Source organism: Flavobacterium sp. R1_16, assembly GCF_057652095.1.
Genome location: NZ_JBYFCG010000002.1, coordinates 15750 through 40868 on the forward strand (window position 1 = coordinate 15750; position 25119 = coordinate 40868).

Below are 25119 nucleotides of genomic sequence, written 5' to 3' on the forward strand. Positions count from 1 at the left end.
TAAGTAAAAAACGATTCACAAAATCTTGATTAAAGAAAAATGCAACTATAAAGTTATTCCTAATCTTGATTTTAATTTTAGAAATAATAATGCAATTGTGTAAGCATCTTCGGCAGATGAATGTCTATCACTTTTTACTACTTTAAATCGCGAACATAATTCGTCTATTGAAAATTGTTTATCAGAGATATCCATAAGTTTACGATACATGATTTCAATATCTAAGGCTTCATTTTTGAGTCGACCGCAATCCATACGTTCTAAAGCCTCATTTATCATATCTACATCAAAATGTATTCGATGACCTACCAAAACAGCATTTCCAATATATTCTATGAATGCTTGTATTGCTTCACGTTCTCCCAATTTAGGTTGTTTACTCTCGATTATAAATTCATTTGAGAGACCATTATCATGCAAAAATTTATATTGCAAAAGAACCACTTCAAAACTATCTCCAATAACAATACTATCCTTAATTACAGCAATTGCTCCAAAAGATAGAATGACATCTTTGTCAGGGCTTAGTCCTGTGGTTTCTGTACTAAGAATAACATATCTATTGGGCTTTTTTTCAAACTTAGAAAGATAATTTTTCCAAAATTCAGGATATTCCTTATTAATATTTTTTATCCAGTCTAACATAATTATGAAAATTGCGTCAATTGAAATGTATCTTTTATTAATTCTTCTAATTCTCTCATTGGTGCCAAAGCGTTCTTTAAAGTTTCTTTATCTACCTTTGATAGCTCGTCTAAATTAATGTATTGACCATCATTGTCATTTTTCAATCCTTCAAGAGTTCTATATTTTGAGAGTGTGAGAAAAGCATCAGCACAATTCAAATATATTTCTGAATGTTTTGGGTCAACGATAGCTAATTGTTTGAAACGTAAATAGGTGTTATTAATTCCTCTAATATTATGACTGATTGTAAACAGACGAGCCCCATCGATAAGAGGCATCAAAGCTCGTAATTTGATGTCAAATTTATCTTTATTTATACCATCTTCTTCAACGTTAAATTTTTTGAAGAAACTAAGAGGTGATGGCTTTCTCAGGGCATCATTTCCTAAATAATCAAAAAACAATTTATTTTTAAGGGCATTTTTGAAGATGGTATCTGTAATTGCTTCTTCAATTTTTTCCTCACCAAATGCAATCTCATAATCAAAGAAAATACTGCTAATTTCATTACTTACTTCTCCTGGAGTATTTATCCAATTACTGTATTGTTTTATCCAGTCAGTCAGTGATTTACACCAATGCAAATTACTTGAAATATGACCATTTTTACAGGGTTGATAGCCTACTTTTTCTAATGTTTCAACTGTCTTTTTTGCTAGTTTTATAAAATAATCTTTAACATCACGGTATTTATCTGCTGCGACATCTTCAAAAACCAAAATACTGTCTTGGTCTGTAATTAATAATTGTTCTTTTCTACCTTGACTTCCAATACTTAACCAAGCAAATCGAGCAGGAGGAGACCCTAAATCTAATATAGCTAATTCAACTGAGCGTTTTATTAGCGCTAAATTAATTTCACCTGTAATATTTGTTAAATGTAATAAAGGAATGTTTTTGGCAATGGAAGTTTGAATCAAATCGGACAACTTAGCTCTAACTTTCCTCAAATCTTTTGCATCTTGCGATCGTTTAATTTCTTTTATTAAAATGCCTGGATTACTTGCTTGCGCCACAACCAAATCATGTTCTGAAATTATCCCTTTGATTTCTGATTTTTCTGATCCATCTTGCGTAACGCATAAATGACTAACATTGTATCTTAACAACAATAATTGTGCTTCGGCAAGTGAAACATTTTCAGGGACAGTAATTACAGGCGAAGACATTATTTTATCAACCGAAGAGTTAATAGAGTTCCTTCCTGTGGCAATTTTGGAACGCATATCTGTATCGGTAACAATGCCAATAGGAAAATTTTTGTCTATGATAAGAGCATTATCAAGTAAATTATCCGTCATGAGTTGAGCGACATCTTTTATGAGCGATGGAGGGGTAACTTTTAAAGGAGTTCGATTATAGGATAATGATTGAAAATATTGAATTTCAGAGGGTTTTGAGGCTAAAACAACATTATCGGATAGTAATTTTCCTTTATTTTCTCGATCATTTGGATTTGCAGTATTGCTCGCAAAACTCTCTAATAGAAAATTCAAAACTTCTCCATTTTGTGCTACAAATGGACGGAAAGTAGCGATAGGAATAGCATAGACAATACTTTCTTCTCTAGCTTTTGCCGTCATCATATAATTATTTTTAGCGAAGAAAGGGCGTAAACCAAAAACATCACCTTCAATACATTTATTTAAGAGTGTTTCCTCAGCATCAGCAATTACAGATAAATTAATAACACCAGATGCAACTACATAAAAACTGTCATGCAAAGGATCATCAATTTGAAATAACGTTTTGTTTTTTTCTAAATTTAAAACACGAATACTTAAAGCAACTAATGTTAATTCTTGAAAGGAAAGAATATTGAATGGTGGATATTCCTTTAAAAAATCAGCAATTCGTTCTGTGATGGCGTTCATAATTAATTTAATTACGTAAAAGAAAAATTTATTAATCTTAGGATTAAGATTACTATGCAAAAATAGTAAACGATTTGTTGATAGAATAGCTTATTTATAAAAAGTAATAAGCATTTGATTAACATTTTTTAGTTAGAAGTAGAAGTAAGATATTTTTTCTATTTTACATAATATAAATTATAGTTCAATTTATTTACTTTTTTATTAATTCATTTTATAAATTAAAACACCAATTTTTTGCCACTCTTTACAAATTTAAAATTTCTATACTGTGAAACAATTCTTATTAATAATTGAGTTGTCAACAAAACTATAAAAAAATGTTAAAAACTTATTCTTGTAATTCTTTGGATGTATTCTTACAACATGGTCAATTCTTGTAGTATAATTTTTATAAAAGATAAATATTAATGCACTTAATCGATAAAAAAAGGAATTTTAACATTTTCGTCGATAAAATTTACATTTAATCTTATAAATTTGTCAAGTGTGATGATGAACCCAAATTCATTAATCAAGCACCTAAATAAATTACGTTTAAAATCTTAACCTACTATACGTTATGAAGAAATTTTTTATTTTTCTTGCAATTCTTCTATTTCAGTTTGGTAATACTCAAACTACAAATGTTACTTATAAAACTTCTACTTTAAATTTTCCTAATCCGGAAAGAGGATTTTATAAGCATACATCAGCACACTCTGGCACTTATCAGCTTTTGAATCAGTCTTCACTTACGAATTACAGAGTAACAAGTGGTATAACTCTCATTTATAGAGCTTTTCCTCTTGATGATTATATTAATTCTCCAATAGCGGATGGTTATTTAGCCAACATGCAAAAAGATTTTAATGCTATTAGAAATGCTGGATTAAAATGTATAATTCGTTTTACTTATTCTGATGATCAAGATGCAACTCCAAGAGATGCATCAAAAGCTACAATATTATCCCACTTGCAACAATTAAAGCCTTTATTACAAGCTAATGAAGACGTTATCAGTGTTATGCAAGCAGGTTTTATAGGCGCTTGGGGAGAATGGTATTATACTAGTCAAGCTGAATTTGGAGGTTATGGATACAACCAAACAAATTTAACCGCAACAAACATTGCTAACAGAAAAGAAGTTGTCGAAGCTATTTTAAGTGCATTACCTAAAAGCAGAATGATACAGATTAGAACCCCAACTTTCAAACAAGGGTTGTATTCTAAAAGTGCTCTAACTAATACTCAAGCTTTTTCTGAGTCTAGTTTAGCTAGGATAGGTCATCATAATGATTGTTTTTTAGCAAGTTCTAGTGATTTTGGAACCTATGACAATGTGACTACTCAATATCCGTATTTAGAACAAGACACTAAGTTTGTTCCTATGGGAGGCGAAACATGTGCTTTAAATTCTCCAAGAACAGATTGTACAACAGCTGTGGCTGAAATGACAAAATTTCATTGGTCTTTTCTTAACATCGATTATTATCCAGCAGTAATAGATGGTTTTGAAACTGACAATTGCTTTGAAACTGTTCAGAAGAGTCTTGGATATCGATTTGAGTTAACCTCGGCTACTTTTCCACAAGCTGTAAATTTAGGAACAACTCTTCCAGTAACTATTAATTTAAAAAATTCAGGATTTTCTTCACCTTTCAATGAAAGAAATACTTACCTCGTATTAAAAAATACAACAACAAATCAGGTTTTTCCAATACTCATGAATGTTGATGTTAGAAAATTATTGGGAACAAGTGAATTAACTATTAAAGAAGATTTACAACTTCCTACAAATCTGACGACGGGTAATTACAAAATGTATTTGCATATGCCTGATTTGTCTAGCACACTAGCAAAAAAGCCTGAGTATGCTATCCGTTTTGCTAACGAAAATGTTTGGGATAGTACTACAGGTTATAATGATTTAAATTATACACTTAATGTGGTTAATGGTACTACTTTAGGAACTTCAAATCATTCAAAACTTAATATGACTATTTATCCTGTTCCAGCTAATGACGAGATAGCTATTGAATTACAAAATATTCAAGATTATAATGTTGCTGTGATAAATTCTATAGGTCAAAAAGTAAAAGTTTCTAGTATTTTAGATAAAGACAAAATGATTATCGATACAAATAGCTTGAGCAATGGATTGTATTTTATAGAATTTACAAAAGATTCATTCTTAGATGTTCGTAAAATTATTGTAAAACATTAATTTAAATAAATCATAAAAAAAGGGCGACCATTGGTTCGCCCTTTTTTTATGATTTATTTTTTATACTTTCTTTTCAAGTTATGTTTTATACCAATTTGAAAAGAATTCGAATAATATTTGTCTTGGTTGAATAACTCCATGTTAAGAGTTAATGCGGTAAAATCAAATATTTGATAGCTAATTATTCCTGAAAATCTTTCAAAATGATCACTAAAAGTATCTAAAAAATATCCTGCTTCAATTCGAGAATGGAAGTTTGTTGTACCAAATTCCCAACCCAGTCCTGCTCCACCATAGAAACGGTCTTTAATCATCCAATATGGATATCCACTTGTTAAATCTTTTGTACCATAAGATACTTGACTTTCTATGAAAGGAATTAGTTTTGATTTTTTGACTTCACCGTCATTCAACATCATTCTCAACGTTAGTGCTCCATCCATGGCATCTCCTGATTCTTCTATAACAGTATCCCCGTTATCAAGTTGAGTATAGATTTTCCTAGCCATCATACGGTTAGGATTAATTATAGGAGTTATGGTATCTCTTGATAGTAATCCTTTTGTATAATAATTACTTTCAAAAGAAAGTGTTGTATTTATTTTTTTGAATAAATAAAACTCATTGTATAAATTCAGCTTCATTTGATACATTTTTTGATTAAGTCCTGAGGCAGTTTCTACTGGCATCAAGTTAAAATCAGCTGATTTATAATTATTGTTTTTTGAATGATTAATACCTGCTCCAAATTGAAAATAGGGATTTGTTTTTCTGTCTACTTCTACCCTAGCACTTGACCAATACTGTGGTTTTTCATCTTTTATCGCCGAGGTATATTTATATTGTAGACCCATTGTTGAATTGTCCTTATTTTCATCATATTCTTTACCTCCAAGGTCTAGTTTATAATATTTGTCATAACTCACTGATAAACCATGTAAGCTTCCTTTTTTATTATAAAAGTGATAGGACAACAAATTTTTGATAGTTGTTGGATCATTTTGATTCGTTTCGACAAAACTATTTATATCAATAAAATTTCCTTTGGCTAAACGACTTTCTTTAATCAATTTTTTTAATACGTTAGGATAAAACAACTCTGAATGATTCGCAATTAAATCTTGTTGCAATGCATCTTCTTCGTAGACAACATCTTTATTTAGCGTTTTTCTCAATTCTTCCTTTTCGGGCATTTCAGGCAATGAATTTGCAAGCACCCATGCTTCTTTAAATCGTCCTTGCTCGTGATATACATTACTCATTATAACCTTAGCAGCATAATCATCCGGATGAGAGGCTATGTACTTTAGGTATTCTGCTTCTAATAATTTTGTTTTACCCGAATCGATATACCAATTCATCTTAGTGACAAAATCAATTTCATTACTGTATGGAGACCATTCAATAGCCTTTTTATATTCAGCATTATCAGCAAATAACCAAATTATAGGTGTTGCAAGTTCTTTTAAATTGTCATCAGGTTTTTTATCCTTTAATTCGACAAGAGCTTCATCGGGATAATAATTTAAGAGATGACGTATGTAGTTTTTATAATTTTCTGGCGAATTTTCCAGAGTGTATAAGGTTTTTAATACATTTTTAATCTTGTCTTTATATTCGTCAGTATCAAAATTAACATAATAACTTTTTAGTAATTCTTTATCATTAGGATTAATTTTGATTTGTTCTGACATCCATTTTTCTTTCATTTCGTCTGTCATATATCCTATGACTCTATCCAATTCTCCAGAATACATAATATTATTTGAATTTGGATTTTTAGAAACATAATTTTCATACATTTTCCAAACTTCACCTCCCTTATTTTCCCATGACATGTATTTAGCATATTTATTCCAAAGTACTGAATCTATAACGGAACTTGATAACAATTTTGTTTTCAATTCATCCATTTTTAATTTTAATTTTTCATCAAAATCATCGTTCCAAGTTGCACCACTAATAAAATCTTTGACTAAAACATTAAATTTTGCATAATCAGCTTTAACTAACTTATTTATAGCAATCATTTTTGCTCTTTCTTCAGGTTTTTTATAATATAAATCAACTGAAGTTAAACTTGTTTTAGTGCTGTAAACAGAATATAAAAATCCGTCCATAAATGGAGTTTTTGCAAATAAAACTTTTTGATTTTTTAATTGCAATTCAATTTTGTCAGTATTTACTGAACTTCCATACAAAAACCAATACTGTTTATTATCATCTGGATTGACTTCTTTAACGGTGTACAGTCCGTGTTCTGAATTGTGATTGTATCTCGAAGCTCTCCAATCATTAACAATAGCTCCTCCATCACTACCGTTTACAAAGCGCATTTGAGGAAAAGTATTGGTTAATTGTTTCAAATAATTTTTAAATTCTGGAAATGTAGCTTTATTAGAGCCTTTAGATTTTTTCCATCCATAATTTAAGCTATTTCTTAATCCATATCCTCCAGCAGTTTTATCTGATCTATCAGGAATTTGATATACATCATCAGGATGTACAAAGTGTGTCCAAATTCCAGTATATAAATACATAGATTGAATGGTATATTTTTCTTCTTCTTTGAAATAAAAACCACTAGAAATTCGAGGATAATCGAATAATTTTTTTTCAAACGGATCAAAATCAAATTCGCGATTACCACCATCTTCTAAATTACCTATGTACAAACTGCACATATATTTTATGGAAGGCATTGCTTTTTTCAATTCTACCACCCCCATTCTATCAATATCATTTGATGGAGGAACATAAGTAACAGGTAAATTTCCGTAATTGCTAATTTCCCATTTTTTCTTTACGGTATTCATTGAGGTTGTAATGAATTTTGGGTTTTTCCAATCTTTTTTTAATAATGAAACGTGATTATAGCCATGAAATGCAAGTTCGTGTCCGTGTTTTGCTACATCTTTTACTAGCCAATCTGGAAGTGGCTCTACCTTATCTTTTGTTTTTCTCTTTTTATAATTCCATTGGTCTAAGGTAAATGGCGGAACGATTTTATTTCTGTAGTCGAATGTTAGCATTGCAGCATAAGGAATCTTAAATTCTTTAGCCAAATCTCGCATATCGGGCCACCATACTTTTTCGACAAAATCAGATGTTGTGAGATTCATTTCTGATTTTATTGGTTCGGCAAGTATCTCATATTGCGGAGCTGGAAAATCGTCTAGAAAGATGGTTGCGGTATTAGCAATTGGATATGGAATACCTTCTAATCCTCTTAAAACTCCAGCAAATAGAAAGCCACGATCCATTTTACTAAAATCGCTAGAGGTATTGTATAAAATTACTTTGCCATTTCCTATCTGATTTTCAATTACTGTTGGATACTTAGCATCGTTAGCGGCTGTGGCTAATACTTTTATTTTATTAGAAAAATTATCTGCAGAAAATCCGTATAATTTTATATTTGAGAAATAGGTTTTATTTTTTAAATTAGGTAAAATGGGTGTGCTAAAATGGTACCCTGCTGCATTTGTATTTACTCCATATTCTGCTTCGGGTTTAAAACCTAATAAATAAGACATTCTTTTGTCTTCGCAGGCAAAAGGAATAAATAATGTTCCACCATTGGAAACAAAATCTAATAAAACAGGTATTGAAGCATCATTGAGTTTCTTTGTATCATAAACTACAAAGACTCTTGTTGTTGGAGCTATTTTTAATGAGCTATTCCAAGTACTTATTGACATGGAATGAAACGGCATTTTGGTATAATCACATGATTTTTTTATTTCATTGTGATACAAAGCACTAAACTTGGCACTAGGATCATAAATGAATTCTATGACTGGCTGAGAGCTTAACCCCGGCAGTGTATATCTTTTAAGAGCTTTTTGACCTTGATCATTATTTTTAGTATTGAATAAATCAATGCTTTGTAATTCAGTCCAATCATCTAATCCCTCACAGCTGAATAATAGAACCGAAAGGCTTAGTGATAATATGTAAGGTAAATATGTATGTAGAATTATTTTTTTCATTTCTAAAAAATTAAATCCGAAATTTTACTTTCTCGAGGTTCATTTACAATTTCATACACTTTAAGAACTTCTGTTTCATAAAAAAGTTTAACTGTTCTTTTTCGATGTCTTAAAAGTTTAATTGTATTGACTAATTCATCCTGTATGTATTTATTTTCAGCAAAAGTATTTTTTTCATCCGCATGACTTTTTTTAAGTACAAAAACTAAAACACTTTTTGATAAAGAATATTCTGGATTCTTAACTAAAAAATTGGGGTCTTTTTTGTGAGCAGTATTGATAGAATCAATTCTTGGATAGTCTTTCATGAAAAAGTCATAGTTCATAAAAAAATGCGAATTATTACTAATTACCTGCGTGGCAGGGTCATTAACAACGCAATATGAATTCTTGAAAAAGGTTCTTGAAATCATATCATAAGCATGTAAAATGTCTTTAGGGGTTTGCTCTGAAACAGTTAACGAATTTATATTTTTTTGTTGATAGAAAACTGCTGCATAAATCATTGCTCCGATAACCAAGCTAACAGAAACTGGACTAAATCGTTCAAATCGGTACAAGACCAAATTAAAAATTCGAATTACTACAGCTGCATTAAGACCAATAATTATTGGTATAAAAACTGAAATTGAGTTATTTACTAAATCAATATCCAACCATTCGCTTTTAATAAAAGTTAAAAGAATTAGAAAATTAAAGTATAGGTAAAAAATTAATGAGGCTCTCCAACTTCCTTTTTTAAAAATAGCTAAAAGCAGTACTAATGCTGCACTTATTATGGTGCTCCATTGTGCATATCTAATAATCTCACTATATGGTAAAATTAATTGTGGAACATAAGTGTATGAACTTACCGAAAGTAAATTGTTTTGAAGATATTCAATAATATTGGCTCTATGATAGTAGCAAGCATAGCTATAGACTGCAAATAGTAATAACAAAGCAATTATATAAGCCAACAAGCAAAGTAAATTGTATATTTTAAATTTCTTTTGGGTCAATATCAACCCGATGATTAAGAAAGGAGGAATCAGTATACAAAGTGTAAATAAATCTGTTAGACCTATCGTAATAAAAAGGAACAGATAACAAAGCCAATAACTTAGTTTTCCTAATTTACTGACACTAGGGTTGACATAAAAAACAAAAGCTGGTAAGGCAAAGGTTAATGCTAGAAAAGTTGGGTTTCCTTTTAACAGAAAGTAAACATTTAAAGGAGTTAATACATATACTAAACTAAAGAAAAGTGCCGCAATTGTTGGAGCAAGAAATTTTGATGGAGTTACATTACGAATAACCCAAAAAATAATAATTGATAAAAGTGTTGACTCTAAAATTGCAATAACCTGTAGAGCAATAGTTGGACTAACATCAGTAATTTTTCCATAAAAATTTACTACTGCTAATTCAGCATCTGTTGCTAATTCATAGGTAAACCAAAACTGATTGTCAAATTGAATTACCTTAAATAAATCATATATCCAAGCATCAGACAGCGAATAATTGTCATAAATAATAAAATAGTACCTACTTAAAAAAGTAATACCTCCTATTACAGCTGTCAATAGTAATAAAAAAGTATTATCATTCTTTTTACTCTTTTTACTTTTATCTAAGGAAAACCAAAACCAAAATGATTTTTTATTTTCAATGTTTCTAAGTAAGTTTAGAAGGGATGTCTTAATTTTTTTAGTAAAGTATTCTCGAGGTCTTTTGAGATTTTCAACACCAACCAAATCTACAATCATTAGAATTGTAAAAACAAAAAAACAATTAAACAAGTTATAGGCATTTACCTCAACAAGTATAAAAATTACAATTATCATGACACTACCGTAGCGGAACCAATTTTTTACAATAAAATCTAAAAAATTTTCATGGTTTTTAACATTGATAAATTTTCTATTCAAGTAGAATAAAAAAAGTAGTATAAGACAAAGTCTTATAAAACCTAATAGTATTGAACTTGTTAAAAAAGTTATCATTTGGCTTAGTGTATAAAATTGGGTATAGACTGTAAATCTATATTACCTATAAAATATTCAAAATCAGTGTACTTAATGCGATCTTCAACCTGCTTTGCTAGCAATGAGGTGTTGGCATATTCTATTAATAAAATAGGCTCATTGTAGGTTGTATGTATTGACTGTAATCGATTCATTAAGGTTTCATATTGTGATTTCTCTCTAAGGCTGTATTTTTTTTGTTTAAAACTATAATCAGTTGCAATAGATTCTATCGCAATAGCATCGACATAGTTTGTTGTTTCAGCAATTAAATCCAAACCAGCATTTTGAATAAATGATTTATTCGGATATTTTTCTTTTATCATTTTTAACAAATTAACTATGGCTGCCTTTTGTTCTTTTTGAGGTCCATGAATGGTAAAGTTATCAAAATTATCAAGAAATAAACCATCATATCCTTTTGCAAAAAGTTCATCGACCAAAATCATTAAAATTTCTATAGTCTTTTTTGAGTTTAAATCCAGATAATAACTATCCCAAATTTTGTTTTTCCCCAAGGTATTATTTTTTAAAATAGAATAGTGAGGAGCATTTTTATTTACCTCGCCTAGGCTAATATAGGCAAATACTTTCTCGTTTTGAGATTTTAATACTCTAATATTGCTTGGTAAATAATGTTTAGATTCAAGAATAACATATTTATAGTTTTTTACCAATTCTGGTTTCATTTTTCCATAACAAACTAAAACGGTATTTTTTTTCATATCGCTTTGAACAGAATTAGTAAATAAAAATAAAAAGGAAATAAAAAATAGATACTTAATACGCTGCATAATAATAATAATCTAAACTCTTGAAATAATTGATATTTGCTTTTAAAGTTAAAATCGTAAAGATAGCTGCTCCACAAAGCATTCCTACAACGCTATACTCATAAGCAAAAAATCGACTTAAAACAAAACCCAAAGATATATTAATTATACAAGCATAAATTATGGCTTTCAAAGGTTTTAAAGTTTGACCTAGTGTAAATAAATACAATGAATTCAACATTCCCCAAGCCAATAAAACATATCCTATTCCGCCAATAACACTAACTTTAATACTCAATCGAACCAATGTTTCTTTAAACTGACCCTGAAATCCCCAAGGGGCATTTATGATATAATAAATAAACACAAACGCTAGCGCACTAGTTGCAAATAACATAAGTACTTGTTGCCAGTACATTTTACGAAGTTGATTATTAAACACTTCAGGGGTTTTATGATCCGTAATTTTTTGACCTATATCAATAAATCTTGTAAATGATGCTATACTGTACTCTAAAACTCCAGCTAATAATAAAAAAACTAAAATAGCTAAATCCATTCCTAATTCATAATTTTTTTCAAAATAAACTAAAAAAGGTAAATTTCCATTAATTCCTGATGACCAAGCCATGATTCTATCAATAAAGATAAAAACATAAATAAATACACCATAAAAAAAGAATTGATAATTGTGATACAACAATACAGGTGCTTTTATCTTATTTCCGCTTATTGATTTTTTATTTTTAGTTAAATTATGAAAATAAACAACTAGAAATAATTTGGCTATTATAACTGTAATTCCAATTCCTATCCAATGTGTAGCAAATATTAACAAAGACGTAGTCTCTTTTAAATAAATTGCAACAGCTGTTCCAATGAATATAGAAAACGTAATTACCCAACGTTGTTTGATAGTATGTAAAGGTGCTAAAACAAGCAATAGTAGTCCTATGAAAAATGCATAAGCAAAAACTACAAATAAGATTTCATAAGGATAAATATGAAAAAATAAATTGATGAGAAAAATAGAAGTTAAAACAAAAAAAATAGAAAGAATGCCTTTCTTTAACAAATAATTTATTGTTTTGTTGGTCATCAAATAATCCTCATAATTCCAATAAAAAGAAGCTTGTCTACCTATAACTTGAACAAATCCTCCAGTAGAAACCAAACCTACAACAACTCCTAAAACCACAGCGGTCGATTGAATTTCATTAAAACCTACATAAGTCCATAATGAATATCCAAACAAAATAATAGCTGCGATTTGTATTAAAACAGGTAGTAGATGAAAAATTCCTAGGGAATAATATTGAGCAAAAATTTTAGCTTTTACCCTTAGATAATCAGAAATTTGAATCGTTTTTGGCTGGGTAGCTTCTGCTTCAAGTTCTTTAGCATTTTTTGCACCAATATAATATTTATCAGTGGTCAGTTCATAGAAAACTAATTCTGCTAATTCTTGAATAGACGGGAAACCATAATCGGTCATGGTGTCTTTTTCGCGAATACCAAGTGATTCGATTGTAGCAGCAACAACTTGGCTACTAACGGGTTTGCCGATTTTGTCTTTAGTATTTTCTATTAAAGACTTAATGTTTCTGTAGTGATTTTCCATAGTAGATTGGGGGTTCTATTTTTGGTTAATAAAATAAACTTTCTATGATGCTTCCATCGCTTCTTCTTGCTGTAATTGAGTATTTAAGTAAATTGGTTCTTGAACTTCTTTGTTTACAATATATTCGTATGCAACTTCATATTCTTTTATGAATTTGTCAATCGTAAAATTATCAATAACTTTCTTACGAGCATTCGCACCCATTTGTTTTCTTAAGGCTTCATCTTGCAACAAAGTAACAACACTTTGTCCTAAAGCTTCAAAATCTTTTGGTTTACAAATAAATCCACATTTTTCGTCTAAAGCTTCTGTTACTCCTCCTACATCAGTTGCAACAACTGGAATACCACAACTCATTGACTCTAAAACGGTATAAGGAAATCCTTCAGAAATAGAAGTTAAAATTGAAATATCTCCTTCACAAAAAAGTTGATGTGGTTTGTCGTGATAACCTGCTAATGAAAAATTGTCTTGAAGTCCAAGTTTTTCGATAAGCGCCATACATTCTTGAGTATATTCAGGAACGGCATTATTATCACCATAAACCAAATATTTAACATTTGGAATAGACCTTTTTGCTACTTCACAAGATTTAATCATTGTGATAATATCTTTTAATTCAAATATTCTAGCAGCAGCAACAACAGTTGGGACATTTTCTAAATGTGCAGGTTTAGCACCAGGAACAAAAAGATCAGCATCAATACCATTGTAAATAACATCTATTTTGTTAGGATTGGCTCCATACATTTTTTCCCAAGACATGTTAAACTTGTTTACTGATAAAATAAGATCTGATTTGTAGTAAACAACCTTAGTTATACATTCAGAAAATTTAATCAATAAATTTTTTAAGAAAAATGAATATTCAGATGAATTAATTGCAATTAATCTTTCTCTAATGAATACTCCATGCTCTGTAGCAATAATTGGAGTACCATATTTATATTTTAAAACTAATGCAGGTATAACTGGGAAACCTGATAAAGTTAAATGTGAAACATCAACTTTAGGAACATCAATAGAAATTGGTATTAAAAAACGATAAATCCAACGCATACCAACCGTAAAATCATATAAAGTCGCTTCATAATGATTGTCTTTTGCTATGATTGCTGATACTGTTTCACAAAAAGTTTTCCATACAGCAACACTTTTCATTGTTTTTTTGTAGTCGTGTTTTTGAAAAAATTGCCACATGTCAAATATGGTATCATCAATTTCTTCTGCATGGACATTGGTATCGTAAATATTGCTTAGTAATCTTTTGAATATTGGAACAAATTTTTCTACAATTTCAGTTTCGTCATTTTGCTCTTTTCTATTTACTGTTTTGTAGAATTTTTTTCCGTAACTCAATAACTCCTGAGGCTCTAGTGGAGACCATAACGGAACTTGAATTACGTTTTTTACATTTTCGCTCAATTCATATTTTGGCTTTTGTTCAAAATCGGCATTAATCGAATACAGTGTATAATTAACATTTTTTACTTTATTGCATAACATGTGTGCCCAAGTTGAAACACCTCCGCCATTAAAAGGATAGGTACCTTCTAATATTAACATCACATCGTATTTGTCTTTAACTCTCATAAAGTACTCAATTAAAATTGGCTTTTTGGGGCCAGTTTGTTTAACATTTTATTTTTTAGCTGGTGGCATTTCTAAAAAAAACAATATTATTTTTTTTAATTTCAAACTAACTTAAAATCATCCTCAAAAACATCTGTAATTGTCGTTTTATCAACTGATTCTTTTACAAAGGTATTTTGTCTTTATTTAATAAAAAAAAAAAGCGCGTGAAATCTGTTGTAAACACTGATAATCTCGATGAAATACACAATTTGTGTCGATAAAAGAGAGACTAAAAAACGGTAAAAAAAAAAAGAGGGAAAGTACATCGGTAAAATGATGTATTTCATCGAGTTGAAAAAAATTAAAACAGTTTTTCTCTGAATTTTTTTCCTATGAGTAAAATTAATTTCAATTTGTAATCTTCAATCAACCATTCGCGATAATTTTTGCTGCAATGGCTTAAACAATTTGAGTACCGTTTCATTCTTGACTCAATATCATCGTGAAGTTCTTTTGCTAATTGTTTAGCTTCATATAAATCCTCGGTATTATCTACACACATTGAGGCATGTTGCTCCAATGATTTTTCGACAACCACTTTAGAACGAAGATTTCTGGAAATTGCAAGTTTATGCTCTTCATCAACATCAAAACTAACGTCAGGCGTCTTACTAAACTTTGCCCTTAATTCGGGAGGCATTTCATATTTAAAATGCATTTCAATTTCAATATCGTCACGTAAATTTTCTAAATAAAATTCAGGTGATTTAAAAATATGTTGCCAGTCTACAGGTTCACTCCAAAGTCCAAATCGAGCAGCATTATTACCTAAATCAATGACAGTAAATGTATCTTTATTGGGTAGTTTTCTTGAACCTCGCCCTATCATTTGATAGTACAGTGTCAATGATTTTGTGGCTCTATTTAAAATTATACTTTCCACTGTAGGTTCATCAAAACCTGTTGTCAAAATACCCACAGAAGTTAATATGGCATCGGGAGTTTTTTTGAACCAAGATAAGATTTGTCTTCTGTCTTCAGGGCTACTGGTATTATCTAAATGTCTAATGGGATAGCCAGCCTCTCTAAAAGTGTCGTATACATATAAAGAGGTGTTTATTCCGTTATTGAAAATTAAGGTTTTTTTACCTAATGATTTTTCAGTGTAGGCGTGCAATAATTTTTCTTGCATTGCCATATTTGAATATAAGTCATCAGACGATTTAACGGTGTAATCTCCATTAATTCCTACTTTTAAAGAAGTTAGTCCAACATTATAACTATAGGTTGTTGCTTTTGCCAAAAATCCATTTTCAATCAATGAGGCAATGGTGTCACCAACAATTAATTCATCATAATTTTGATTCATTGGCAATTTAATGTTGGAACTCAAAGGTGTAGCTGTAACACCGAGAATGAAGGCATTTTTAAAAGAACTCAATAATTTTCGAAAAGAATTATAATGTGCTTCATCTATAATCACTAAACCTATATTGTCTAGATGCAGTTTTTTATCATTAATTCTGTTTTTTAAGGTCTCTACCATTGCCACAAAGCAAGAGTAATCATTTTGATCGGGAAGTTCTTTTACCTTACTGTTAATGATTTTATTTTTTACTTCAAAAGTTTTAAGCATCCTAGAAGTTTGCTTGCAAAGCTCAATTCGATGCGTTAAAACCACAACTTTTTTATCGTGTTTTGATAAATATCGTCTTACAATTTCAGAGAAAATAACTGTTTTGCCTCCACCGGTAGGCAATTGATATAGTAGGTGGTAATTGCTAGGGGCGTTATCTAGACGCTCAAAAATAGCATTTATATCACCTTGTTGGTAACCATAAAGCTGTTTTTTATCTTCTATTTCTAGTTCTAAATTTTTTTGAGACATCCCAATGCTATCAATTTTGCAAAAGTACGTCTAAAAAAAGGTTTTTAAAAAATTTATAAAAAAAATACTATTCTAAACGCTCAACGATAGTATTAAACTCATACTGATTTATCCAATTTTGTTCTCTTGTTTTATTTGCGATAACCCCTACTCTACTTTTGAAATCATTTAAAATATTTTTTTCGATCATGAATTCGATACATTGTTCAAATGAATGGAGCATACTTTTATAAAATAATTCTTGTTTGATGTATTTTTTTGAGGAATAGGTTTGAGCAATTTCGATGTTGTAAAGCATTACATCAGCAATGATGAAAGTATCTACGCCAAGTGTAATAAAATGTTTGATTATCTTTTGTGCGGTTGAACGTCTTAATTTTGCTTTTTTTCCTCTAACAGGAAAATATTCATTAGAAATTTTGAGTTTGGCCTCACGAAACAATTTATCTTCATTTGGATTAAATACAAAATTATAGTATACCTTCACGTCACTGAACTTAGAGTATAAGTCTATAATTTGCTCCTCTAATTGTTCTTTGTTAAGTATGCTCAGGTATTTTTTTAAATCTCGTTTACTCATTATCTATTAAATTTTGTATAAAAGTAAAATGTTTTTGTTGTAAGTTAATCAATGATTATAATTAATTTTGCACTTCAAATAAATGGAAGAAAATGACAAAATTTTTCAAATTTACAGCAATTTCAGAGGGGATTTCTTATATTGTGTTACTCATAAACATGCTTTTTATAAAACCATCAAACATCGATTTGTATAAATCATTATTATTTCCAATAGGTATGACTCATGGTATACTTTTTATGGCATACATCTATTTGGCATTTATGATAAAAGACAAACAAAATTGGTCTCTCAGAGATTTATTTATAGTCATACTGGGTTCGATTGTGCCGTTTGGAACTTTTTATATAGAAAGAAAATACATAATCAATGAATAAGTTCATAGAAAAGATATTTGGTTGGTGTTACCCTTTATTTAAAAAATGGGAATTTCACGATACATTGGCTTCCTACTTGGGACTGATAATTAACATCATATTGTTGTGGTTTTTTTCATATCTAATATACATAATCTTTAGATTTATATTAGTCAGTTTAATGGAAATTGTGGCTAAAAAAACCAAAACTAAATTTGATGATTTATTAATTACTAATAAAACAACAAAGTACCTCTCTTATCTCATTCCTTTATTATTTATTTATAAATCTGTTCCCATAATTTTAAATGACTTTGTGTATTGGGAATCTATCTTTGGGAAATTAGTTGGAATTTATATTGTATTATTAGTACTGTGGATTGTCCGTACTATTTTTAATGCATTTCGAGATTATTTAAAGCAAAATCCCGTATACAGTGACAAGCCAATAGATAGTTACATTCAAGTAATCATGATTATTTTATGGATGATTGGTATTACTGTCATGATTTCGGAATTATTTGAAATAAAACCCAATACTTTATTTACAACAATTGGAGCAGTTTCGGCAATAATCATTTTAATTTTTAGAGATACCATTTTGGGATTTGTAGCCAGCGTTCAAGTTTCTTTGAATGATATGGTTAGAATTGGGGATTGGATTACCTTTGAAAAATTTGGAGCCGACGGAGATGTAATAGAAATTAATCTCGCAACAGTTAAAGTTAGAAATTTTGACAATACGACAACTACCATCCCTACCTATAGTATGATTTCAGATTCTTTTAGAAATTGGAGAGGAATGCTAAATTCAGATGGAAGAAGAATTAAAAGACATATTCTCATTAAAGCTAGAAGTATTAAATTCCTTAGTGATGAAGAGATTGAGAACATGAAAAAAATTCAATTAATAACTCCTTATATTGAAAGTAGACAAGCTGAGATTCACAAATACAATGCAAATAATAATATTGACAAATCGTTACCTGTGAACGGAAGAAATCTAACAAATTTTGGATTATTCAGAAAATATCTAACTCAGTATCTTCAAAACTATCCTGGTCTAAATAAGGAAATGATACTATTATGCAGACAATTACAGCCTACAGCTCAGGGAATTCCTTTAGAAATTTATGCTTTCACAAAAGACAAACGATTTGAAAATTACGAATACATCATGTCGGATATTTTCGATCATATATTTGCTTCAGTTGTGTTTTTTGACTTAGAAATATTTGAATTACCTTCAGAAAAAAAATAATTTTTTCTGTAAACACAACTTTATATTTTTTATTATTTTTTTGCAATTTTATGGTTTTCAATAATTTATTGATTTTTTTGAGATAAATTTCTTAAAAAATAAAATTTTACATATGCCAAGTAAATTCAAATTATTTAAACACAAATGTTTGAAATCCATTTTTAAAGCAAAAAAGAAAACTTAATTTTGCATTAACTTCAATATTTATTCTTATCAGTATCAATTATTTAAAAATACCTAGTTATTGATAAAAACATTGTATTTTTAAACTAAAATCTTATATTTGCAAAATATCTGTCAAGATTATAAATTCATTATTCGCACTAATTTAAACAAACTATGAAAAAAAGTTTATTATTATTAACTTTTAGCTTACTAGCAATAACAAATGGTATTGCACAAGAAAAAGATAAAAAAGAGATTTCAAATGAAGCAAATGATGCCAAAATTGTAAAAAACACCTACAATAAATGGACTGTTGAAGTAAATGCTGGTCAAAGTAAGGGTATAAAACCATATAGTGAAGGTTATTTCTCTAGTAATCCTGAGCATTATTTTGGTACTTATAAATTTAATAATTGGGGAGTTGGTGCTCGTTATATGTTTAGTCCTAAATTTGGAATTAAATTGGATTTTAATTCAGACTTGATGCAAAACTCTAAAGGATCAGAAAGTTTGGATTTTAAAATGCAACAATACAGAATAAGTGTTCAAGGGGTTATAAATTCAGCTAGGCTTTTTAATATTGAAAAAGAATTAGGAAGATTTAATTTCTTGATTCATGGAGGACTTCAAGTGTCTCAACGTACTCCTAAAAATGAAAACTTATATAATAAGACTACAAAAGCATATGATATTTCAAATCCATGGTACAATCATACTGAGGATGATGGTGGTGTAGTTATTGGTATCTCTCCTGAATTCAGAGTTTTTAAAGATTTTTCAGTTATAGTTGATTATAGCATGTTTTTAAATTTCAGACAACATTACACTTGGAATGGTGTTCAAGCAGATAGAGCTCTTTATAATTTAACTGGACAAATGTCAAATCTTTCTGTTGGTTTAACCTATTCATTCGGTAAAGATGATTTACATGGAGATTGGGCTATAATTACTAGCAAGGAAATGGAGGCATTAGATGCTTTAGACAAAAAAATAGGTGAATTAGAAGCCATGATGAATGATGTTGACAAAGATGGTGTTCCTGATTATTTAGATATCGAAAACAATTCTATAGCAGGTGTTGCGGTAGATACTAAAGGTAGAATGATTGATATTAACAAAAATGGTGTGCCAGATGAGTTGGAGAAATACTTAGCGAATTCATACATCGATAAATCTGAAATTAATAATACTATAGAGGGTGCTAATTCTGAACTAATTAAAAAATTAATCAATGAAGGATATGTAGCTGCTTATTTTGAATTTAATGTTGTAAAACCAACAGATATGTCATCTGACGGAATTGGTTATGTATTAAATTATCTAAGAGCAAATCCTACAGCTAGTGTAGATATTGTTGGACATGCTGATGAAATTGGAAGAACTAAATACAATGAGAAATTAGCTACTAACAGAGCAAATGCCGTTAAAGACATTTTGATTAAATCTGGAATTAATCCATACAGATTGAATGTAATTCCTGGCGGAATTGATAAGTCAGTAGATCCTAAATCTCCTGAAGCTAGAAGATTAGTTCGAAAAGTTACTTTCAAAATTAAATAATTAATAGATAATAAAATCTTTATCTACAAAAAAGCCTCTGAAATCAGAGGCTTTTTTATTTATAAATTATTCCATATTTTTCTATTATATCAATATAAGGTTATAACAAATAAATATTTTTTTGCTTACTTGATTTAATCATAGAAAGATAATTCTATATCTCAAATTGTTTTAAAGTATTTATGATTATAGAAACACAATCTAATAATTGCTCTTCATTCATTACTAATGGAGGAGCAAATCGGATAATGTTTCCATGAGTAGGTTTTGCTAAAAGACCATTATCTCGTAAAGCTAAACATATTTTCCAAGCTGTATCGCTTTCTTCAGTATCATTAATAACAACTGCATTAAGTAATCCTCTTCCTCTAACTAAACTTGCAATTGAGCTCGTTTTTATGTATTCATTTAATTTGCTTCTAAACAATTTTCCAAGTGATTGAGCATTTTGCGCTAAACGTTCCTCTTTAACAACCTCTAATGCAGCCATAGCAACTGCTGCAGCGACAGGATTTCCACCAAAGGTAGATCCATGCTGACCTGGTTTGATTACATTCATAATTGAATTATTTGCCAAAACTGCTGAAACAGGATAAGCTCCACCAGATAAAGCCTTGCCAAGGATTAGAATGTCAGGAGTTGCATAAAAATTGGCCTGTCTCTCACAATGATTTTCACAGGTACAATTACCACAAACTGCCAATAATGAACCTGTGCGAGCAATTCCAGTTTGAATTTCATCAGCTATAAACAACACATTGTGTTTGTTACATAATTCTTTAGCTAACATCATATAATCATCCTCTGGTGTATAAACTCCAGCTTCTCCTTGTATAGGCTCAACCAAAAATCCTGCAATATTAGTTGTAGATTCTAGAACTTTTTCCAGAGCTTCGATAGAATTATAAGGGATTTTTATAAAACCTTCTGTGTAGGGACCAAAATTTTTGCGAGCATTCTCATCATTAGAAAATGAAATAATAGTAGTTGTTCTACCATGAAAATTTCCATCACAAACAATAATTTTTGCCTCTTGTTCGGCTATTCCTTTTACTTCATAAGCCCATTTACGTGCTAATTTTAATGCAGTTTCAACAGCTTCTGCTCCAGTGTTCATGGGCAAAACTTTATCAAAACCAAAATAGTTAGCCATATAGGCTTCATAAGGTCCTAATTGATTGTTATAAAAAGCTCGAGAAGTGAGCGTTAGTGTCTGTGCTTGTTTTACCATTGCATCAACTATCTTCGGATGGCAATGACCTTGATTTACTGCCGAATAGGCTGACAAGAAATCATAATATTTTTTTCCATCAACATCCCACACATAAACTCCTTCACCCCTACTCAAAACTACAGGTAAAGGATTGTAATTGTGAGCACCATATTTATCTTCCAAATCAATTAAAACCTGCGACTTTGCTTTTTCGATTACTGACATTGTAATTATTTTAAAAATTTATAGTTACAATTCCTACTTGTAGAGAGAAATCATCTTTTTTTTTCAAAATTAATGAATATTATCTAAGATTTATATTCAAATAACTCTTTATTTTGAGAATCAAACATAATTATTTTGAATATTCATGTTACAAAAATGGGACTTATTCAATTTATAGTTTATTTTTATTTCATATTAGTAATTCTTAATAAAATGTAGATAACTTAAAGAAATTCTACTCATTTATATTTGTAACTTTATATAAATTTGTAAAAAAAGATTTATAATGAAAAAGATATTTGTATTATTTACCCTATTTGTATTCGCCTTTTTATCATCTTGCGATTCTAAAGATAATGACGATTCTCAATCTACTAATTTTTTAAAAGCCACTATAAATGGTACTGAAATTGTTTTTGATACCTTTAATATTGAAAAAACAGATTATCCTGATGACGGATATTCTGATATTCAAGTGACAGCAACAAAAAGTGGAGATCCTTCTAAAAAAATTATTTTAGAAATGGAATATTTAGCAACAGGAACTGAGCCATGCTTTGAATTCCAGTATGTTGATGGAGATACCTATTATATTATTAATCCGAGAGATAATAGCTCATTAGTAGTTGATGTTACTGAAAATATTGCCAACAAACTTAGAGGGACAATTGTTGGTACAGTTGCCGAATATGAAGGAACTGGTTCAGTTGTAATTACCGGAGGAAGTTTTGATATTGTTTACCAAATAAAATAAAAATGAAAAAAATAATAGCTTTTTTTATAGTTATATTTTCTGTTGTTTTCTTTTCTTGTGATTCAGGTAATAATCCTGCAGACACAAAAGTTATTGCTTTGAGAGCTAATATCAATGGAGTCCCTCTTTATTTTGATACAGTTAAGATTGAAAAAGAAAATATTGTTCCAACCAACGGAAATCCTCCGTACACTGACTTGGTAGCTACTTTAACAATCAGTAATGATGCAACTAAAAGAATTATAATCCGACTAGCAGACAAAGAAATAGGAACTGAAACTTGCTATTATTTTGCTTATACTGGTGATATTGACCCAAGTGACCCTGACGATGTTGGAACTGATTATCAATACGTAAGAAGATTCGATAGAGACAAATTCAGTATTGACGTAACAGAGAATTCTGAAAATAATTTAAAAGGAACTTTTTCAGGTAGACTTTTAAATTTTAAATCCGAATCGATTTTAGTTTCTGAAGGAAGCTTCGATATAAAATACTAGATTCCATTCCGATAAACGATAACGTTTATTTTCAAAATCTTTTTATCATACAATTGATATAATTTTATTAAGTATAGATAGTTACTAAAAAACGTCTTACTTTTATCCCATTCTATTAACAATCAATTTTACAATTGTGTCAAAAAACCAGATTATCAATAGCATCAATTCATTAAAGAATCACTCTTGTCTGAATTATGGTATTAAAACAAAAACAGAGACTTTTACAGAAAAATTATTCTATACCTTGTTTGATTCCAATGCTCCTTTAGACAAAAGCATTGACGAAATCGAAAAACAATTCAAAGAAATAGCTTCAATAGCTTGCAAAAAAACAAATGAACTTTGTGATTCAGTTTGGGAAAAATTTCTTGAGAAATTACCAATTGTACTCGAAAAATTAAATCAAGACGCAGCCTATATCTTAGAAAATGATCCTGCATCAAATACTATTGAGGAGATTTATTTGGCTTATCCTGGTTTTTATGCTATTGCAATTTATAGATTAAGTCATGAACTCTATTTGCTTGATTTACTGTTATTTTCGAGAATAATGAGTGAATATGCTCATCGAATAACAGGTACCGATATTCATGCTGGAGCGACTATTGCTTCACCTTTTTTTATTGATCATGCAACTGGAATCGTAATAGGGGAAACAACCGTTATAGAAAAGAATGTAAAAATATACCAAGGCGTTACTCTTGGAGCATTGAGTGTTAATAAGGACATGAAAAACTCCAAGAGACATCCAACTGTTGAAAAAAATGTGTGTATCTATGCTAATGCAACCATATTAGGAGGAGGAACAACCATTGGTAAAAATAGCATCATAGGTGGTAATACTTGGATTACAAAATCCATTCCTTCAAATTCAGTTGTAACCAATACTACCATTACAGAAGTAAAAATAAAAGAATTATAAAAAGCGAATGAAGCCTAAGAGATTATTAGACTTGGTAGGAAACACTCCTTTGATGGAAACAACTACCCTATTAAGAAATAAAAATGTAAAACTTTTATTGAAACTTGAAGGGAATAATCCTGGAGGCAGTGTTAAAGATCGTGCTGCTTATAATATGATTGCGTCAGCAATAGAAAGAGGAGACATTAAAAAAGGAGATAAACTAATCGAGGCTACTAGTGGTAACACAGGTATTGCTCTAGCCATGATTGCTAAATTATTCAATATAGAAATTGAACTAGTACTTCCTGAGGATGCCACGAAAGAGCGAACACAAACGATGCAAGCCTATGGAGCAACAGTAATTTTGACACCTGCAAAAGAAGGAATTATTGGTTCTAGAGATTATGCAGATAAAAAAGTGGCAGAAGGCGGTTATCTCATGTTAAATCAATTTTCTAACGACGATAACTGGAAAGCACATTACAAAACTACAGGTCCTGAAATATGGAACGATACTGAAGGTAGTGTGACTCATTTTGTCTCCGCAATGGGAACTACAGGAACCATTATGGGTACATCAACCTATCTAAAAGAAAAAAATCCAAACATTCAAATCATTGGAGCACAGCCTAGTGATGGTTCACAAATTCCGGGAATACGAAAATGGCCTCAAGAATATTTACCTAAAATCTTCGACGCTTCAAAAGTAGACACCATAATAGAAGTTAGCGAACAAGAGGCGCGTGAAATGACTAAACGATTAGCACGTGAGGAGGGCGTTTTTGCAGGAATGAGCAGCGGAGGTTCGGTTGCTGCGGCGCTCAAAATAGCTAACCAAATAGAATCTGGAGTTATAGTAGCTATTATTTGTGATCGTGGAGATAGGTATCTGTCTTCTGATTTATTTGACTAATTTTTGTAAAAAAATAAAATTGGTTCTATTGATTTTTGTTTGTAGGTTAAAACAATTAAAATA

At 29.9% G+C, this 25119-nt stretch carries 18 protein-coding genes; 8 read left to right on the forward strand and 10 right to left on the reverse strand.

What is annotated here, in order from left to right:
- Nucleotides 1-45 precede the first annotated feature (45 nt).
- Both AC23L6_RS04495 and AC23L6_RS04500 read right to left on the reverse strand, forming a co-directional pair.
- Complete coding sequence (locus AC23L6_RS04495; protein WP_487561229.1) at nt 46-645, reverse strand: 3'-5' exonuclease; 600 nt, start codon at nt 643-645, stop codon at nt 46-48.
- 2 nt (nt 646-647) lie between these two features.
- Complete coding sequence (locus AC23L6_RS04500) at nt 648-2561, reverse strand: DUF294 nucleotidyltransferase-like domain-containing protein (RefSeq protein ID WP_487561228.1); 1914 nt, start codon at nt 2559-2561, stop codon at nt 648-650.
- Nucleotides 2562-3123: 562 nt separating this feature from the next.
- Between AC23L6_RS04500 and AC23L6_RS04505 the strand changes: the two genes are divergently transcribed.
- Nucleotides 3124-4767 carry a T9SS type A sorting domain-containing protein gene (locus tag AC23L6_RS04505; RefSeq protein WP_487561227.1) on the forward strand — a complete coding sequence of 548 codons (1644 nt, stop codon included), beginning with the start codon at nt 3124-3126 and terminating at the stop codon, nt 4765-4767.
- Nucleotides 4768-4820: 53 nt separating this feature from the next.
- Here AC23L6_RS04505 and AC23L6_RS04510 read toward each other — a convergent pair whose 3' ends face one another.
- From AC23L6_RS04510 to AC23L6_RS04540, 7 genes are all read right to left on the reverse strand, one after another.
- Nucleotides 4821-8759 carry a DUF2194 domain-containing protein gene (locus tag AC23L6_RS04510; protein ID WP_487561226.1) on the reverse strand — a complete coding sequence of 1313 codons (3939 nt, stop codon included), beginning with the start codon at nt 8757-8759 and terminating at the stop codon, nt 4821-4823.
- Between the two features lie 2 nt (nt 8760-8761).
- Nucleotides 8762-10507, reverse strand: a complete 1746-nt coding sequence (locus AC23L6_RS04515) for a hypothetical protein (protein ID WP_487561225.1) — start codon at nt 10505-10507, stop codon at nt 8762-8764.
- Nucleotides 10508-10749: 242 nt separating this feature from the next.
- Complete coding sequence (locus AC23L6_RS04520) at nt 10750-11490, reverse strand: endo alpha-1,4 polygalactosaminidase (protein ID WP_487561224.1); 741 nt, start codon at nt 11488-11490, stop codon at nt 10750-10752.
- A gap of 55 nt (nt 11491-11545) precedes the next feature.
- Nucleotides 11546-13159 (reverse strand): hypothetical protein, encoded by a 1614-nt coding sequence (locus AC23L6_RS04525; RefSeq protein ID WP_487561223.1) that lies wholly within the window; start codon nt 13157-13159, stop codon nt 11546-11548.
- A 42-nt stretch (nt 13160-13201) separates the two neighbouring features.
- Nucleotides 13202-14752, reverse strand: a complete 1551-nt coding sequence (pelF, locus tag AC23L6_RS04530; RefSeq protein WP_487561222.1) for a GT4 family glycosyltransferase PelF — start codon at nt 14750-14752, stop codon at nt 13202-13204.
- Nucleotides 14753-15095: 343 nt separating this feature from the next.
- Entirely contained in the window at nt 15096-16622 is a 1527-nt protein-coding gene (locus AC23L6_RS04535; RefSeq protein WP_487561221.1) for a DEAD/DEAH box helicase, read from the reverse strand.
- A 67-nt stretch (nt 16623-16689) separates the two neighbouring features.
- Nucleotides 16690-17202 carry a DUF6155 family protein gene (locus AC23L6_RS04540; RefSeq protein ID WP_487561220.1) on the reverse strand — a complete coding sequence of 171 codons (513 nt, stop codon included), beginning with the start codon at nt 17200-17202 and terminating at the stop codon, nt 16690-16692.
- A 92-nt stretch (nt 17203-17294) separates the two neighbouring features.
- Between AC23L6_RS04540 and AC23L6_RS04545 the strand changes: the two genes are divergently transcribed.
- The 3 genes from AC23L6_RS04545 (at nt 17295) to AC23L6_RS04555 (ending at nt 20544) form a co-directional block, all read left to right on the forward strand.
- Nucleotides 17295-17579, forward strand: coding sequence for a DUF3817 domain-containing protein (locus tag AC23L6_RS04545; protein ID WP_487561219.1), 285 nt, complete (start codon nt 17295-17297; stop codon nt 17577-17579).
- The gene (locus AC23L6_RS04550; RefSeq protein WP_487561218.1) at nt 17572-18819 is read left to right on the forward strand and encodes a mechanosensitive ion channel family protein; all 1248 of its coding nucleotides are present in this window, start codon (nt 17572-17574) and stop codon (nt 18817-18819) included. Before AC23L6_RS04545 ends, AC23L6_RS04550 begins: the two co-directional genes overlap by 8 nt.
- A gap of 339 nt (nt 18820-19158) precedes the next feature.
- Nucleotides 19159-20544 (forward strand): OmpA family protein, encoded by a 1386-nt coding sequence (locus AC23L6_RS04555; RefSeq protein ID WP_487561217.1) that lies wholly within the window; start codon nt 19159-19161, stop codon nt 20542-20544.
- Nucleotides 20545-20698: 154 nt separating this feature from the next.
- On the opposite strand, the gene rocD is transcribed toward AC23L6_RS04555, so the two are convergent.
- Nucleotides 20699-21982, reverse strand: a complete 1284-nt coding sequence (gene rocD, locus AC23L6_RS04560) for an ornithine--oxo-acid transaminase (protein ID WP_487561216.1) — start codon at nt 21980-21982, stop codon at nt 20699-20701.
- 286 nt (nt 21983-22268) lie between these two features.
- Between rocD and AC23L6_RS04565 the strand changes: the two genes are divergently transcribed.
- From AC23L6_RS04565 to cysM, 4 genes are all read left to right on the forward strand, one after another.
- Nucleotides 22269-22736 (forward strand): hypothetical protein, encoded by a 468-nt coding sequence (locus AC23L6_RS04565; RefSeq protein ID WP_487561215.1) that lies wholly within the window; start codon nt 22269-22271, stop codon nt 22734-22736.
- 2 nt (nt 22737-22738) lie between these two features.
- The gene (locus AC23L6_RS04570) at nt 22739-23236 is read left to right on the forward strand and encodes a hypothetical protein (RefSeq protein ID WP_487561214.1); all 498 of its coding nucleotides are present in this window, start codon (nt 22739-22741) and stop codon (nt 23234-23236) included.
- Between the two features lie 136 nt (nt 23237-23372).
- Complete coding sequence (epsC, locus tag AC23L6_RS04575) at nt 23373-24161, forward strand: serine O-acetyltransferase EpsC (protein WP_487561213.1); 789 nt, start codon at nt 23373-23375, stop codon at nt 24159-24161.
- Between the two features lie 7 nt (nt 24162-24168).
- Nucleotides 24169-25056: a cysteine synthase CysM gene (gene cysM, locus AC23L6_RS04580; protein ID WP_487561212.1), complete on the forward strand. Its 888-nt coding sequence runs from the start codon at nt 24169-24171 to the stop codon at nt 25054-25056.
- Nucleotides 25057-25119: the final 63 nt, after the last annotated feature.